At 62.0% G+C, this 14487-nt stretch carries 15 protein-coding genes and 1 tRNA gene; 5 read left to right on the forward strand and 11 right to left on the reverse strand.

Annotation, left to right across the window (positions count from 1 at the left end; all coding sequences use genetic code 11):
• Position 1: 1 nt before the first annotated feature.
• From ybgC to FQ664_RS21730, 8 genes are all read right to left on the reverse strand, one after another.
• Positions 2 to 454: a tol-pal system-associated acyl-CoA thioesterase gene (gene ybgC, locus FQ664_RS21695; RefSeq protein WP_144174785.1), complete on the reverse strand. Its 453-nt coding sequence runs from the start codon at positions 452 to 454 to the stop codon at positions 2 to 4.
• Positions 455 to 579: 125 nt separating this feature from the next.
• The gene (gene ruvB, locus FQ664_RS21700) at positions 580 to 1626 is read right to left on the reverse strand and encodes a Holliday junction branch migration DNA helicase RuvB (RefSeq protein WP_144174787.1); all 1047 of its coding nucleotides are present in this window, start codon (positions 1624 to 1626) and stop codon (positions 580 to 582) included.
• Complete coding sequence (gene ruvA, locus FQ664_RS21705; RefSeq protein WP_015271473.1) at positions 1623 to 2240, reverse strand: Holliday junction branch migration protein RuvA; 618 nt, start codon at positions 2238 to 2240, stop codon at positions 1623 to 1625. The genes ruvB and ruvA overlap by 4 nt, the downstream gene beginning before the upstream one ends.
• 109 nt (positions 2241 to 2349) lie before the next feature.
• Complete coding sequence (gene ruvC, locus FQ664_RS21710) at positions 2350 to 2874, reverse strand: crossover junction endodeoxyribonuclease RuvC (RefSeq protein ID WP_004375291.1); 525 nt, start codon at positions 2872 to 2874, stop codon at positions 2350 to 2352.
• A 185-nt stretch (positions 2875 to 3059) separates the two neighbouring features.
• Complete coding sequence (locus FQ664_RS21715; protein WP_013973810.1) at positions 3060 to 3806, reverse strand: YebC/PmpR family DNA-binding transcriptional regulator; 747 nt, start codon at positions 3804 to 3806, stop codon at positions 3060 to 3062.
• A gap of 114 nt (positions 3807 to 3920) precedes the next feature.
• On the reverse strand, positions 3921 to 5696 hold the full coding sequence (aspS, locus tag FQ664_RS21720) for an aspartate--tRNA ligase (RefSeq protein WP_023661313.1): 1776 nt from the start codon (positions 5694 to 5696) through the stop codon (positions 3921 to 3923).
• 93 nt (positions 5697 to 5789) lie between these two features.
• Positions 5790 to 6011, reverse strand: coding sequence for an FmdB family zinc ribbon protein (locus FQ664_RS21725; RefSeq protein ID WP_003254776.1), 222 nt, complete (start codon positions 6009 to 6011; stop codon positions 5790 to 5792).
• 92 nt (positions 6012 to 6103) lie between these two features.
• Complete coding sequence (locus FQ664_RS21730; protein WP_144174788.1) at positions 6104 to 6433, reverse strand: ribbon-helix-helix domain-containing protein; 330 nt, start codon at positions 6431 to 6433, stop codon at positions 6104 to 6106.
• A gap of 281 nt (positions 6434 to 6714) precedes the next feature.
• Between FQ664_RS21730 and FQ664_RS28070 the strand changes: the two genes are divergently transcribed.
• Positions 6715 to 7308, forward strand: a complete 594-nt coding sequence (locus FQ664_RS28070) for a cold-shock protein (RefSeq protein WP_144174790.1) — start codon at positions 6715 to 6717, stop codon at positions 7306 to 7308.
• Between the two features lie 86 nt (positions 7309 to 7394).
• On the opposite strand, the gene FQ664_RS21740 is transcribed toward FQ664_RS28070, so the two are convergent.
• Both FQ664_RS21740 and FQ664_RS21745 read right to left on the reverse strand, forming a co-directional pair.
• A complete protein-coding gene (locus tag FQ664_RS21740) occupies positions 7395 to 7601 on the reverse strand; it encodes a SlyX family protein (protein ID WP_144174791.1) in 207 nt (68 codons plus the stop codon).
• The gene (locus tag FQ664_RS21745) at positions 7591 to 8022 is read right to left on the reverse strand and encodes an HIT family protein (protein WP_144174792.1); all 432 of its coding nucleotides are present in this window, start codon (positions 8020 to 8022) and stop codon (positions 7591 to 7593) included. Before FQ664_RS21745 ends, FQ664_RS21740 begins: the two co-directional genes overlap by 11 nt.
• Positions 8023 to 8715: 693 nt before the next feature.
• Here FQ664_RS21745 and FQ664_RS21750 point away from each other — a divergent pair.
• The 3 genes from FQ664_RS21750 to FQ664_RS21760 all read left to right on the forward strand — a co-directional run bounded on the left by FQ664_RS21750 (position 8716) and on the right by FQ664_RS21760 (position 12831).
• Complete coding sequence (locus FQ664_RS21750; protein ID WP_144174793.1) at positions 8716 to 9981, forward strand: OprD family porin; 1266 nt, start codon at positions 8716 to 8718, stop codon at positions 9979 to 9981.
• A 160-nt stretch (positions 9982 to 10141) separates the two neighbouring features.
• Positions 10142 to 11857 (forward strand): proline--tRNA ligase, encoded by a 1716-nt coding sequence (locus tag FQ664_RS21755; protein WP_144174794.1) that lies wholly within the window; start codon positions 10142 to 10144, stop codon positions 11855 to 11857.
• 20 nt (positions 11858 to 11877) lie between these two features.
• A complete protein-coding gene (locus FQ664_RS21760) occupies positions 11878 to 12831 on the forward strand; it encodes a hypothetical protein (RefSeq protein ID WP_144174795.1) in 954 nt (317 codons plus the stop codon).
• Between the two features lie 300 nt (positions 12832 to 13131).
• Here the strand turns inward: FQ664_RS21760 and dinB are convergent, their stop codons facing one another.
• Positions 13132 to 14190: a DNA polymerase IV gene (gene dinB / locus FQ664_RS21765; RefSeq protein WP_178091034.1), complete on the reverse strand. Its 1059-nt coding sequence runs from the start codon at positions 14188 to 14190 to the stop codon at positions 13132 to 13134.
• Positions 14191 to 14410: 220 nt separating this feature from the next.
• Here dinB and FQ664_RS21770 point away from each other — a divergent pair.
• A tRNA-Met gene (locus FQ664_RS21770) sits at positions 14411 to 14487 on the forward strand.

A 14487-nucleotide genomic window follows, 5' to 3' on the forward strand; every position in this document is an offset into this window, starting at 1 on the left:
CTTATTCTCCTGCATTCGATTGAGTACCCGAGCCGTCCGCCGCAAAGGCGTCGCGCAGCTCCGGGGGTATGGCTCGGGGTTTGAAAGTGTCGGCACGCACGGCGGCCACCAGGAACTGCCCTTCGCAGAGCAGCGTTTCATCCTTCTCCCGCCAGACCTGCTGCACGAAGCGCAGGCTGGCGCGATTGAGTTCAAGTACTTGCGCGGTGACCCGCAGCTCGTCGTCCAGCCGCGCCGGCGCGTGATAGCGCGCTTCGCTGGAGTGGACCACGAACAGCAGGTTGTCATCGGCCAGTTGCGCCTGGGAAAAGCCCAGATGCCGCAGCCGCTCGGTACGCGCACGCTCCATGAATTTCAGGTAATTGACGTAATACACCACGCCACCGGCATCGGTATCCTCGTAATAGACGCGACAACGGTGTGCGAACGGTTCCAGGCCATTTTGCGCGCGCATACTCTAGTGCTTACTCCTCAGCTTGCCAATCCGCTGTGGCAACTGTTTTTTCTTCATTAATGTCTTATTGCCAGCGCAGCCTCGGCATGCCAGCGGTAGGACCACGAAAAGCCGTTTTCGATCTGTCACTCATCGCCTGTTTCGGAAAAATCCCCACCCTCCCCCAGGCGCCCGGGCACGTTCAGGCCAAAGTGCAGGTAGGCATGCCGGGTGACCACGCGGCCGCGCGGCGTGCGCATGATGTAGCCTTGCTGGATCAGGTACGGCTCGAGCACGTCCTCGATGGTGTGGCGCTCTTCGCTGATGGCCGCGGCCAGGTTGTCCACGCCGACCGGGCCTCCGTCGAACTTCTCGATCATGGTCAGCAGCAGGCGGCGGTCGGAGTGGTCGAAACCGCGCTCGTCGACATCCAGCAGGTTGAGCGCCATGTCGGCCACGGCCTTGGTAATCTGGCCCTTGCCACGCACCTCGGCATAATCGCGCACGCGGCGCAGCAGGCGGTTGGCGATACGTGGCGTGCCGCGGGCCCGGCGGGCGATTTCGTAAGCACCCTGGTCTTCGATGACCAAGCCGAGGATGCCGGCCGAACGGCTGACGATGGTGGCCAGGTCCTTGTCGCAGTAGAACTCCAGACGCTGGACGATACCGAAGCGGTCCCGCAGCGGGTTGGTGAGCATGCCGGCACGGGTGGTGGCACCGACCAGGGTGAACGGCGGCAGGTCAAGCTTGATCGAACGGGCCGCAGGCCCTTCACCGATCATGATGTCGAGCTGGAAGTCCTCCATCGCCGGATACAGCACCTCTTCGACGACCGGTGACAGCCGGTGGATCTCGTCGATGAACAACACGTCGTGCGGTTCGAGGTTGGTCAGCATGGCCGCAAGGTCGCCCGGGCGCTCGAGGATCGGCCCCGAGGTGCTCTTGACCGACACGCCCATTTCCTGGGCGATGATATTGGCCAGGGTGGTCTTGCCCAGGCCGGGCGGACCGAAGATCAGCGTATGGTCGAGCGACTCGCTGCGGCCACGGGCGGCCTGGATGAACAGCGCCATCTGCTCGCGCACCACCGGCTGGCCGATGTATTCGTCCAGCCGCAGCGGGCGGATCGCACGGTCCTGGACTTCTTCACGGTCGCGGCCACTGGCGGCGATCAGGCGGTCGGCTTCGATCACTTGGTAATCATCCCTTTCAGGCTGCGGCGGATCAGTTCTTCACTGCTCAGGCCGGCCTTGTCCTTGATCGCGGCGATCGCCTTGCTGGCTTCCTGCGGCTTGTAGCCGAGCGAAACCAGGGCGCTGACTGCATCGGCTTCGGCTGTGGATGCGCTGGCGACCGGCAGCGGCCCGTCGGAAACCAGGGTGAACATGGCCGGGGAAGTTTCCCAAGCCTTGAAGCGGTCCTTGAGCTCGACCAGCAGGCGTTCGGCGGTCTTCTTGCCAACACCGGGCACGCGCACCAGGGCCGAGGTGTCCTGGGCCTGCACGCAGCGCACCAGTTCGTCCACCTCCAGGCCGGACATCAGCGCCAGGGCCAGCTTCGGCCCTACGCCGTTCAGGCGAATGAGCTCGCGGAACAGCTCGCGCTCGCGCTTTTCGGCAAAACCGTAGAGCAGGTGAGCGTCCTCGCGTACCACCAGATGAGTATGCACGGTTACGGGTTCGCCCACCTTGGGCAGACGGTACAGCGTGGTCATGGGAACTTCCAGTTCGTAACCCACGCCGTTGACGTCGATAATCAGGTGTGGCGGCTGTTTTTCCGCCAGGGTACCGCGCAAACGTCCAATCACGTTCCGATCCTTCCTCTCGGGGAGCCGGTCAAAGACCGCTCAACCCTATCAGCAAATGCAGCGGGCGAACGTATCACCCGAACAAAATGTGTATCAGCGCATGAAGCGCCTACAGACGCAAGCGCCCTCCGCGCCGCCGCGCCGTGGCCAGGCCATGCGGCACCAGGCTGGAGCGGGTGTGGGCATGGCACAGGGCGATGGCCAGGGCGTCGGAGGCGTCGATCTGCGGCTTCTGCGTCAGTTTCAGCAGGTGCATGACCATCATCATCACCTGCTCTTTGTTGGCCCCGCCGGTACCGGCTACTGCCTGCTTGACCTGGGTGGCGCTGTATTCGGCAATTTCCAGGCCGGCTTCGGCGGCGGCGACAATGGCCGCGCCACGGGCCTGGCCGAGCTTGAGCGCCGAGTCGGCGTTGCGGGCCATGAACACCCGCTCGATGCCCATGGTCACCGGGCCGTGCTGGGCGATGATTTCACCCACGCCACGAAAAACGATCTGCAGCCGCTCGTGCAGTTCGCCGCTGCCGGTGCGAATGCAGCCCGACGCCACGTACTCGCAACCACGGGCGGTCTGGCGTACCACGCCATAGCCGGTGATGCGCGAGCCGGGGTCGATACCAAGAATCAGAGTCATAGTGCCTGTCGAAAAATTGATGCATCTTTGCAAACTGTACCGGCCCTTTCGCGGGTAAACCCGCTCCCACAGGTACTGCACCGACTTTCAATGTGGTGCAGCACCTGTGGGAGCGGGTTTACCCGCGAAAGGGCCGGTACAAGCAACGAAAAGCTTATATGCCTGACTTGAACTGCCAGAACACCTTAGCCGAGGTTTTCCATGATCTCGTCGGAAATCTGGGCATTGGAGTAGACGTTCTGCACGTCATCCAGGTCTTCGAGCATGTCGATCAGCTTGAGTACTTTCTCGGCACCGTCCTGGTCGAGTTCGGCGCTGGTGGTCGGCTGCATGACGATTTCCGCGTCAGCCGCCTTGAAGCCTGCCTCTTCCAGGGCATTGCGCACAGCGTAGAAGCTGTTGAACGAGGTGAACACGTCGAACGAGCCGTCGTCGTTGGCCACCACGTCGTCGGCATCGGCTTCCATCGCCGCTTCCATCAACGCATCTTCTTCCACGCCCGGGGCAAAGCTGATCTGCCCCTTGCGCTCGAACAGGTAGGCCACCGAACCGTCGGTGCCCAGGTTGCCACCACACTTGGTGAAAGCATGACGCACGGCGGCAGCGGTACGGTTGCGATTGTCGGTCATGGCCTCGACCATGATCGCCACGCCACCCGGGCCGTAACCTTCGTAGCTGAGCTCTTCGACGTTGTCGCTTTCGTTGGTGCCAGCACCACGGGCCACGGCGCGATCGATGATGTCGCGGCTCATGTTGGCGCCCAGGGCCTTGTCCAGCGCCAGACGCAGACGCGGGTTGGATGCCGGGTCAGCACCGCCCTGCTTGGCGGCGACCGTCAGCTCGCGGATCCACTTGGTGAAGATCTTGCCTCTCTTGGCATCCTGGCGCTCTTTGCGGTGCTTGATGTTCGCCCACTTGGAATGACCAGCCATAACGACTCCGAATCCTTTGAATCACAAACAGCCCCGCCCCTGTACGGGGCGGGACGGGAAATTGCCTGCGCCGAAACGCAAAGGCGCATCCATGTGGATGCGCCCGGGGACCGCTTACTCGACCTTGGTCTGTTCGCGCAGTCGAATGTGCAGTTCGCGCAGGGCCTTGGCGTCGACCAGGCCTGGGGCCTGGGTCATGACGCACGCGGCGCTCTGGGTTTTCGGGAAGGCGATCACTTCACGGATCGACTGGGCGCCGGTCATCAGCATGACCAGACGGTCCAGGCCGAAGGCCAGGCCACCGTGAGGTGGAGCACCGAACTTCAGGGCGTCGAGCAGGAAGCCGAACTTCTCTTCCTGTTCTGCCGCTTCGATGCCCAGCAGGCGGAACACGGCCTGCTGCATCTCCTTACGGTGGATACGAATCGAACCGCCACCCAGTTCGGTACCGTTCAGGACCATGTCGTAGGCACGGGACAGGGCCACGGCCGGGTTGGCCTCGAGCTCTTCCGGGGTGCACTTCGGCGCGGTGAACGGGTGGTGCAGCGCGGTGAAGCTGCCGTCTTCGTTCTCTTCGAACATCGGGAAGTCGACCACCCACATCGGTGCCCACTCGCAGGTCAGCAGCTCGAAGTCGTGGCCCAGGCGGATACGCAGCGCGCCCAGGGCTTCGCTGACCACCTTGAACTTGTCGGCACCGAAGAACACGATGTCGCCATCAACGGCGCCAACGCGATCGAGGATGGTGTTGAGGTTGGCCTCGGGGATGTTCTTGACGATCGGCGACTGCAGGCCTTCGACGCCCTTGGCGCGCTCGTTGACCTTGATGTAGGCCAGGCCCTTGGCACCGTAGATGCCGACGAATTTGGTGTACTCGTCGATCTTGCTGCGCGGCATGCTGGCGCCGCCTGGCAGGCGCAGGGCGGTAACGCGGCACTTCGGATCGTTGGCCGGACCGGCGAACACCTTGAAGTCGACATCCTTGAGCTGGTCGGCAACGTCGACCAGTTCCAGCGGAATACGCAGGTCCGGCTTGTCGGAGCCGTAGCGGCGCATGGCCTCTTCGAAGGTCATGTGCGGGAATTCGCCGAATTCCAGATCCAGCACTTCCTTGAACAGCTTGCGGATCATGCTTTCGGTCAGGCCCATGATCTCGCTTTCATCGAGGAAGCTGGTCTCGATATCGATCTGGGTGAATTCCGGCTGGCGGTCGGCACGCAGGTCTTCGTCACGGAAGCACTTGGCGATCTGGTAGTAGCGATCGAAGCCGGCGACCATCAGCAGCTGCTTGAACAGCTGCGGCGATTGCGGCAGGGCGAAGAAGCTACCGGCGTGGGTACGGCTAGGCACCAGGTAGTCACGCGCACCTTCCGGGGTGGCACGGGTCAGGATCGGCGTCTCGACGTCGAGGAAGCCGTTTTCGTCAAGGAAGCGACGGATGCTGCTGGTGATGCGCGAACGCAGGCGCAGCTTGTCGGCCATTTCCGGGCGACGCAGGTCGATGAAGCGGTAGCGCAGGCGGGTTTCCTCGCCGACGTCGGAGTATTCGTTCAGCGGGAACGGCGGGGTTTCCGCTTCGTTGAGCACGTTCAGCTGGTAGCCGAGGATCTCGATGGCACCGGAAGCCATGTTGGCATTCACCGCACCTTCAGGGCGCTTGCGGACCTTGCCGGTGATCTGCACGACGTATTCGCTGCGCACGCGGTCGGCAGCGGCGAAGGTTTCGGCGCGATCCGGGTCGAACACGACCTGGGCCATGCCTTCGCGGTCACGGATGTCGAGGAAGATCACCCCGCCGTGGTCGCGGCGACGATGGACCCAGCCGCAAAGGGTTACTTCCTGGCCGTCCAGGCTCTCGTTCAGTTGGCCGCAATAATGGCTGCGCATCATGATGGTGGTTTCGCTTCTCGTGATTCGTGTATTCGGTGGAGGCCTTGGCCGCCCGGAGGGCTAATACTGCAAGACCCGGTCACAGCATTCAACTCAGTCGGCCTTGTCGCCGCCTGCCAGATTCTTTTTCGCCCCGGTCTTGAAGTCGGTTTCGTACCAACCGTTACCGCTCAGGCGGAAGCCTGGCACCGACAGCAGCTTCTTCAGCGCCGGCGCCTGGCAGGCCGGGCAATCGGTCAGAGGGGCGGCGCTGATCTTCTGCAGCACTTCCATGCGGTGCTCGCAGGATGCACATTGATAGTCATAAAGGGGCATGGGTGTCTCTCGTCAACCACAACGCTGGCTGCCGGGGCAGCAAAAAGCGGGATTATATATGGTTAGCAAGCACTGCGCAGCCCGCCAGGCGATCAGCGCACACTTGGCGGGTCCTGAAGCCAGGCGACGCAGATCACCCGAATCAGCCCGCTGAAGTTGCGCACCCCACCCTGGCGCAGGTGCACTTCGCGGTCCACATAGGACAGCACCGCGCTGACCGAGCAGCGGTTGGCCGCGGCGATGCGCTCCAGGATACCCCAATAGACGGCCTCCAGCCGCAGACACGTGGAAAAGCCGTTGAGCCGCACCGAACGTGACACGGGCTGGGTCTGCAACATGTCGAAATCCGCCTTGAACGGATCAATGCAATGTTTTCCCGGCCAGCGCCCCTGGCCAGCCACACGCTTGCTCGCTTGCATCATGCGCCACACTTCCTCGTCACAGGTGCCAGGTGGCCTATGAAGCGCTGACCGACGAAGTTAAAGCAGTGGCAAAATCTTCCTGCACAAGCTGCATTACCCGCCGCGCCGCCTGCGGTTTGAGTAGCCTGCGGCTTTACTGTTAAATAGGCAGGGTGCCACCCGTGCAGATTGTCATTGCCGGGTGCATAGGCTGGCCTGTCACGTGTTCGCGCTCTACACCTCATGCGCACCGTGCCGCCAGCTCTTCCTGTGATCGGCCTTATCAACTGTGAGCCAACCCCATGTTCAAAATCGTCCATCTGGTGACGGGCGTGGCAGCCTTGCTGCTATCGCTCATACCCAGCCTGAAAACCGATGCGCCCCCCTTCCTTCAACAACCCGACGCTGTCTACCTGGCCCTGCTCGGCCTGCTCAACCTGGTGCTGGCCCCGGTCGTGCCACTGTACTACCGCGGCGCGCGGCAGCAACTGCAGCACCTGGCCTGCGCCCTGCTGGTGGTGGCCGTGGTGCTGCAGACCCTGACGCTGCTGGCCCGCCCGGAAATCGGCAACCTGGCCGCACTGGTCTGCGCGGCGCTGGCCGTGGCCGTGCACCTGGCCGTGGGCTTTGCCCGCAGCCCGCGCAAGGCACGCGCCAGCCAGCACGCAGCACAGGATGCCGGCAATCGTGATACCGGTACCGTGAAGTGGTTCAACACATCCAAAGGCTTTGGCTTCATCTCCCGCGACTCGGGCGATGATATCTTCGTGCACTTTCGCGCCATTCGCGGTGAAGGCCACCGCATCCTGGTCGAAGGCCAGCGCGTGGAGTTTTCCGTGATGCACCGCGACAAGGGCCTGCAGGCCGAGGATGTGGTTGCGGTAACCCGCCGCTGATTATTTTTGCCCCCTGTGGGAGCGGGCCTGCCCGCTCCCACAGGGTTCGCGTGCACTCAGCGCAATGGGTGCAGTAGTTTCAGGTATCAATAATGAGGCGGCGGCGCCTCGTCCCCTTCACTGCCGTACTGGCCGACCATCTCCTGGTAACGCTTGATCAGCTCGGCCATCTGCAATTGCAGCCGCTCGATCACCCGACCCTGCTCGACCACCACGTCATTCAGCGCCTGGATGGTGTCATCCTGGAACGCCTGGCGGGTTTCCAGTTCGACCACTCGCAATTCAAGCGACATGTCCGGCCTCCTGGTAGCCGGCGAGCTGCAGCCCGCGCAGGCGCTGGCGAATGGCTTGCACCTGCTGGTCGGTGTAGGCCGCTGCCGGGCACTTGCCCCACACCGGTGCCGGCCAGGCGGCATCGTCGCGCTGACGCACGATCACGTGCATATGCAGCTGGCTGACCACATTGCCCAGGGTGGCCACGTTCATCTTGTCGGCGTTGTAGCTGGCCTTCAGTGCTTCGGCCAGGCCGGTGGTTTCCTGCCACAACTGCTGTTGCTGCGCAGCATCGAGCTCGAACAGTTCACTGATGCCGGCGCGCTTGGGCACCAGGATGAACCACGGATAGTTGGCATCCTTGCTCAGCAGCAACTGGCACAGCGCAAACTCCCCCAGCACCAGGGAATCCTGCTGCAAACGTGAATCGAGGACGAACACGGCAAATCTCCTTCAGGCAGAACCAACCCGCGTCACGCGGAAAACAGGCCTGCAAGGATACCTTGCACGTTCCCGGTAACACAGCGCTACTTTTCGCACCAAAATGAGGCCGCCCGCACACTTTGCACCACACTTGCTACCCCACAGGTGACGCCGCATGAACAAGCTGCGGTAACACATTGACTTTCATGACAGCTTTTCAAATTTCAATGATTCTCGACTGTGGCACACCATCGGACAGCTCCCGCCCCGTATTTACGGCACTTTCCGACCTTCGGTAGCGCTGTTTGTGAAAATTTCATGAAGCGTAGCGAATTTTGAGCACGCTTGTTGCATTCCTTTCACGCCAAGTCGGCACGACATCTGCAATGGCAGGTGTACGCGACAAATAACAACAGCGGCATTGGTTACCAGGGAGTTTCCCCAACCGGAATCGGTAGTTACCGGTTCGTTACGGTGACAGGAACAGCGCTGGGGTTGTACGGCCCTTAAACCGGGGGCGTGATTTGCGACATGGAAATACCTAGAAGCGACATGGTGAAAAAGTTCCGAAAAGGATGTTTATACCCATATCGCCAACAACAGTCAGCGTGCTATACATTTTCGCCGACATAACAAGAAAGAGCTGCACCATATAACTAAAAGACTTGGACGCAGCGGTACTCTTCCTAAAAACCAAAGGAGCAAATCACGATGCGCGTGATGAAGTGGAGCATGATCGCCCTGGCCGTTGCGGCAGGGACCTCGCAGTTGGCAATGGCCTCTTCCCAGGACGAGTCCAAAGGTTTCATCGAAGACAGCAAGCTGAACGTCAAGACCCGCATGCTGTACTTCAGCCGTGACTTCCGTAACAACGAAGGCGGCCAGAGCCGTCGCGAAGAAACCGGCCTGGGCTTCCTCGGTACCTTCGAGTCCGGCTTCACCCAAGGCACCGTGGGTGTGGGTGTCGACGCCATCGGCATGCTCGGCCTGAAACTGGACAGCGGCAAGGGCCGCGCCGGTACCGGCCTGTTCCCGACCGGCTCCGACGGCCGTTCGCAGGATGACTACTCCAAGGGCGGCGGCGCGGTCAAGTTCCGCATCTCCGACACCGTGCTGAAAGTGGGTGACCAGTTCACCGCGCTGCCGGTCTTCGCCACCGACGACAGCCGCCTGCTGCCGGAAATCGCCCAGGGCACCCTGATCACCAGCAACGAGATCGAGGGCCTGACCCTGCACGCTGGTCACTTCACCAGCCTGACTGCTCAGGAGCAGACCAACCGCGACAGCTTCGGCCTGAAGGAAGCCAACGTGGTCGGTGGCACCTACGCCTTCACCGACAACCTCAGCACCAGCCTGTACTACTCGAAGGTTGAAGACTACTGGCGCAAGTACTACGCCAACGTCAACTGGGCGCTGCCGATCTCGGACAAACAGGGCCTGGTGTTCGACTTCAACATTTATGACACCAAGAGCGAAGGCTCGGCCGAGTACCGCGCGTTCGATGGCGACAAGCTGGACAACCGCGCATTCAGCCTGTCGGGCGCTTACAACATCGGCGCTCACACCTTCACCCTGGCCTACCAGAAAGTCACCGGCGACGGCGACTATGGCTATGGTATCGACGGTGGCGGCACCATCTTCCTGGCCAACTCCGTGGCCCGCTCCGACTTCAACGCCGAAGACGAGAAATCCTGGCAGGCTCGTTACGACCTGAACTTTGCCGAATACGGCATCCCAGGCCTGACCTTCATGACCCGTTATGTACGCGGTACCGACGCCAACGTCGCCAGCACCAGCAACGGCAAGGAATGGGAACGCGACGTCGACATCAAGTACGTACTGCAGGAAGGCCCGGCGAAAGACCTGAGCTTCCGCCTCCGTCAGGCTACCTACCGCTCTTCCGATGGCACCTACTACGATTCCCCATCGATCGACGAACTGCGTCTGATCGTGGAGTACCCGCTGAGCATCCTGTAAGCCTGGCTTGCAGTGCCCCGCACCTGAAAAAGCCCGGCGATCACGCCGGGCTTTTTCTTGGCTGACAAGTGTCACGCCCTGGGGCATCCTGTACGCCTTCGTTTCGCCCCCGTACAATGCGGGGTCATTTCAATGTCTTAGGCAATCGACACGGCTCACCATGCGCACCAGTCAATATTTGCTCGCCACCCAGAAAGAAACCCCTGCCGACGCAGTGGTCATCAGCCATCAGCTCATGCTGCGTGCCGGCATGATCCGCAAACTGGCCTCCGGCCTGTACACCTGGCTGCCGATGGGCTTGCGGGTGATGCGCAAGGTCGAGGCCGTGGTGCGTGAGGAAATGAACGCCGCCGGCGCCCTGGAAGTGCTGATGCCCAGTATCCAGCCCGCCGAACTGTGGCAGGAATCCGGCCGCTGGGAACAGTACGGCCCCGAGCTGCTGCGCCTGAAGGACCGCCACCAGCGCGACTTCTGCGTCGGCCCGACCCACGAAGAAGTCATCACCGACCTGGCCCGCAACGAGCTGTCCAGCTATAAACAGCTGCCGCTCAACATGTACCAGATCCAGACCAAGTTCCGTGACGAGATCCGCCCGCGCTTCGGCCTGATGCGCGGCCGCGAGTTCATCATGAAGGACGCCTACTCGTTCCATGCCGACCAGGCTTCCCTGCAGGAAACCTACGACCGCATGCACCAGGCGTACAGCAACGTGTTCACCCGCCTGGGCCTGGACTTCCGCCCAGTGCAGGCCGACACCGGCTCTATCGGTGGCAGCTACTCGCACGAATTCCACGTACTGGCCGAGTCCGGCGAAGACGATGTGATCTTCAGCGACAGCTCCGACTACGCCGCCAACATCGAGAAGGCCGAAGCCATCCCGCGTGAAACCGTGCGCCCTGCCCCTACCGAGGAGCTGCGCCTGGTCGACACACCGAACGCCAAGACCATCGCCCAGCTGGTGGAAAACTTCGGCCTGCCGATCGAAAAAACCGTCAAGACCCTGATCGTGCGCGGCGCCGAAGAAGGCAAGCTGGTTGCCCTGGTGGTACGTGGCGATCACGAGCTGAATGAAATCAAGGCGGCCAAGCTGGAGCAGGTTGCCGACCCGCTGGTCATGGCAACCGACGCCGAACTGCGCGAGGCCATTGGTGCCGGTGCCGGCTCGCTCGGCCCACTGAACCTGCCACTGGAAGTCGTGATCGACCGTTCGGTTGCCCTGATGAGCGACTTCGGCATCGGCGCCAACATCGACGACAAGCACTACTTCGGCGTGAACTGGGAGCGCGACCTGCCGGTTCCACAGGTCGCCGACCTGCGTAATGTGGTCGAAGGCGACCCAAGCCCGGACGGCCAAGGTACCCTGGTAATCAAGCGCGGTATCGAAGTGGGCCACATCTTCCAGCTCGGCACCAAGTACAGCGAGGCGCTGAAGTGCCAGGTACTGGGCGAAAACGGCAAGCCGGTAACCCTGTCCATGGGCTGCTACGGCATCGGCGTGTCCCGCGTGGTCGCCGCAGCCATCGAGCAGAGCTACGACGACAAGGGCATCATCTGGAACGACGCCCTGGCCCCGTTCCAGATCGCCCTGGTACCGCTGCGCTACGAAACCGACGTGGTTCGCGAAGCGACCGACAAGCTGTACGCCGAGCTGACTGCTGCCGGCTACGAAGTGCTGCTGGACGACCGCGACAAGAAGACCAGCCCAGGCATCAAGTTTGCCGACATGGAACTGATCGGAATCCCGCACCGCATCGTCGTCAGCGATCGCGGCCTGGCCGAAGGTAACCTGGAGTACAAGCACCGTACCGAGCAGGACGCCCAGTCGTTGCCGCTCAATGAAGTGCTGACCTTCCTGCAGGCCCGCGTTCGCCGCTGATAACCAATGCACGAGTGATCATGTTCAAGCGAAGTACCTTTCCCCTGGGGGGCGCCGCACTGTGCGGCGCCCTGCTCGTCAGCGGCTGCGCCAACCAGATGTCCCAGCGCAGCGACCATGAGGAGCGCGTCGAGCGCAAACTGCTCGAGCACACCCTGCAGATCGATGTCGGTGAGCCGAAGGTAATGGAGCTTCCGCAACGACGTGTGCGCGTGCATGAGCAGAAGCGCTTCGAAGTCACCGAATTCGAAGTCACCCGCAGCTATGACCGCTACACGCCTTACCAGCCCTGGCGGGAGGTCTACGAGATCCCGCTGGGTGCGGTGGCCGTGGTGGCGGGCGTCGGCGCCAATGTGGTCAACGTCTTCGCCTTGGGCAACCTGCCGGAAAGCATCACCCACGACTGGCTCAGCTACGGCGTGGACGGGCTCAACCCGTTCATGAACGTGCCGTCCAACGGCCGTGCCCAGCAGAACCTGGCCGGGATCAGCGAAGTGCAGAAAGGCAAGCGGGAGGAATCCACCAGCGTGCCCTGGAGCGAGCGCCTGGTCGAGGTCAAGGCCGGCAAGATGACCCATGAGCTGACCACCGACAGAAATGGCGTGCTGCGCCTGAACCTGCTCGACAGCCCGTTTTCCGAGCAGAACCTCAACCACATCGGCACCCTGCACCTGCAGGTGCTCGACGAGGACAACGCGGTACGTGGCGATGCCAGCCTGCTGGTCAGCGCCACCCTGCGCAGCAAGCTGCTCGAAGCCCATGAGCTGATCTTCGATGACCTTGAAGATGACGATGTCGGCCAGTGGGTACACCGGGTCAAGCGCCTGTCCGAGCTGGGCCTGGAAGAGGAAGCCAGTGAAATGGAACAGAGCCTGATCGAGCTGACCCGCAACGATCCGGAGCTGCAGCAGGAGTTTCTGCAGTCGCTGACCAAGGCCACTGGCCGGCTGGTGGCTGATCCGGGCGTGCAATAACACGTTGGGGCTGCTTTGCAGCCCAATCGCCGGCAAGCCAGCTCCCACAGGGATTGCACAGCCCTCGAGCCTGATGCAGAACTTGTGGGAGCTGGCCCAGCCCTTTGGGCTGCGCTGTCGCATAGAGAACTGAATTCGCAAGCGGTCCGTGCATCCTGTGGGAGCGGCTTTAGCCGCGAAGAATCCNGCGCCGGTGTTCGCGGCTAAAGCCGCTCCCACAGGGGCCCTGCTAATTCAACGAGTTATGTGCAGTTCTATGAGAGCTGGCTTGCCGGCGATTGGGTCGCTAAGCGGCCCCTTTCATTCAGGCGGGAACAGTTCCAGCTGCTCATGCGCCCCGCGCAAGTCGCGCAACCTCACACCCACCCCTAGCAAGCGCACCGGCTTGCCTCCGCGGGCAAACGCCTGCCCCAGCAACTGCCGATAACTCTCCAGGTCCCTGCCCGCCCCCGCCTGCTCCATGGTGGTCTGGCTGAAGTCATGGAACTTGACCTTGACGAAGGGTTTTTCCGGCCGGTAACTGCTGTCCATGCGGGCGATACGCTCGTTCAGGCTTTCCAGCAGTTCAGGCAGCCGTGCCAGGCAACTGGCCAGGTCCGGCAGGTCAGTGTCGTAGGTGTTTTCCACACTGACCGACTGCCGGCGGCTGTCATTGTGCACCGCACGCTCATCGATCCCCCGCGCCAGCCCCCACAAACGCTCACCAAAGCTGCCAAACTCGCGCACCAGCGCCAGACGCGACCATTCGCGCAGCTCCAGGCAGGTTTCGATACCCAACCGCGCCAGCTTGTCTGCCGTTACCTTGCCCACTCCGTGCAACCTGGCCACTGGCAGGGCGGCGACAAACGCCTCCACTTCTCCTGGGGTAATCACGAACAGGCCATTGGGCTTGCGCCAGTCACTGGCGATCTTGGCCAGAAACTTGTTCGGCGCCACACCGGCGGAAACGGTGATATGCAGGGTGCGGGCGACGCGCCGGCGGATATCCTCGGCAATGCGCGTGGCGCTGCCCGAATACCACTGGCTGTCACTCACATCCAGGTAGGCCTCGTCCAGCGACAGCGGTTCGATCAGCTCGGTGTAGTCGCGGAAGATCGTGTGAATTTCCCGCGAGGCCTCACGGTAGGCCTCGAAGCGCGGCTTGACGATCTGCAGGTCCGGGCACAGCTTCAGCGCGTGTCGCGACGACATGGCCGAACGCACGCCATAGGCACGCGCTTCATAGTTGCAAGTGGCGACCACCCCACGGTGATCCGGCGAGCCCCCCACCGCCATGGGCCGCCCGGCCAGGCGTGGGTCGTCACGCATTTCGATTGCGGCATAGAAGCAATCGCAGTCGACATGGATGATCTTGCGCAAGGACATGGATGACCGTCAGCACTGTAAATTCATACAGATAGTATCGCATGCGTACAGTTGCGAAACAGCTCACCCGCGCCGCCACACGATAATCGGCCTGAAAGCCCCGCCGTGCCTGAGCTGCATTCATTTGAAGACGCTAAGGGTTTGAACAAAAAAGGTTTTTTCAAAACATTTGCTTGACAACGGGCAGCAAATCCGTAGAATTCGATCTCACAGGCGCGGGATGGAGCAGCCTGGTAGCTCGTCGGGCTCATAACCCGAAGGTCGTCGGTTCAAATCCGGCTCCCGCAACCA

The sequence above is a fragment of the Pseudomonas persica genome (genome assembly GCF_900291015.1).
Lineage (GTDB): Bacteria > Pseudomonadota > Gammaproteobacteria > Pseudomonadales > Pseudomonadaceae > Aquipseudomonas.

Bases quoted from the DNA above. Each gene is read 5' to 3' on its own strand.
- FQ664_RS21740 (WP_144174791.1), bottom strand. From the start codon at position 7,601: ATGTCGCTTGAATTGCGAGTGGTCGAACTGGAAACCCGCCAGGCGTTC.
- ybgC (WP_144174785.1), bottom strand. From the start codon at position 454: ATGCGCGCGCAAAATGGCCTGGAACCGTTCGCACACCGTTGTCGCGTC.
- ruvC (WP_004375291.1), bottom strand. From the start codon at position 2,874: ATGACTCTGATTCTTGGTATCGACCCCGGCTCGCGCATCACCGGCTAT.
- FQ664_RS28070 (WP_144174790.1), top strand. From the start codon at position 6,715: ATGTTCAAAATCGTCCATCTGGTGACGGGCGTGGCAGCCTTGCTGCTA.
- FQ664_RS21715 (WP_013973810.1), bottom strand. From the start codon at position 3,806: ATGGCTGGTCATTCCAAGTGGGCGAACATCAAGCACCGCAAAGAGCGC.
- FQ664_RS21730 (WP_144174788.1), bottom strand. From the start codon at position 6,433: ATGATGCAAGCGAGCAAGCGTGTGGCTGGCCAGGGGCGCTGGCCGGGA.
- FQ664_RS21760 (WP_144174795.1), top strand. From the start codon at position 11,878: ATGTTCAAGCGAAGTACCTTTCCCCTGGGGGGCGCCGCACTGTGCGGC.
- FQ664_RS21725 (WP_003254776.1), bottom strand. From the start codon at position 6,011: ATGCCCCTTTATGACTATCAATGTGCATCCTGCGAGCACCGCATGGAA.
- aspS (WP_023661313.1), bottom strand. From the start codon at position 5,696: ATGATGCGCAGCCATTATTGCGGCCAACTGAACGAGAGCCTGGACGGC.
- FQ664_RS21750 (WP_144174793.1), top strand. From the start codon at position 8,716: ATGCGCGTGATGAAGTGGAGCATGATCGCCCTGGCCGTTGCGGCAGGG.
- FQ664_RS21755 (WP_144174794.1), top strand. From the start codon at position 10,142: ATGCGCACCAGTCAATATTTGCTCGCCACCCAGAAAGAAACCCCTGCC.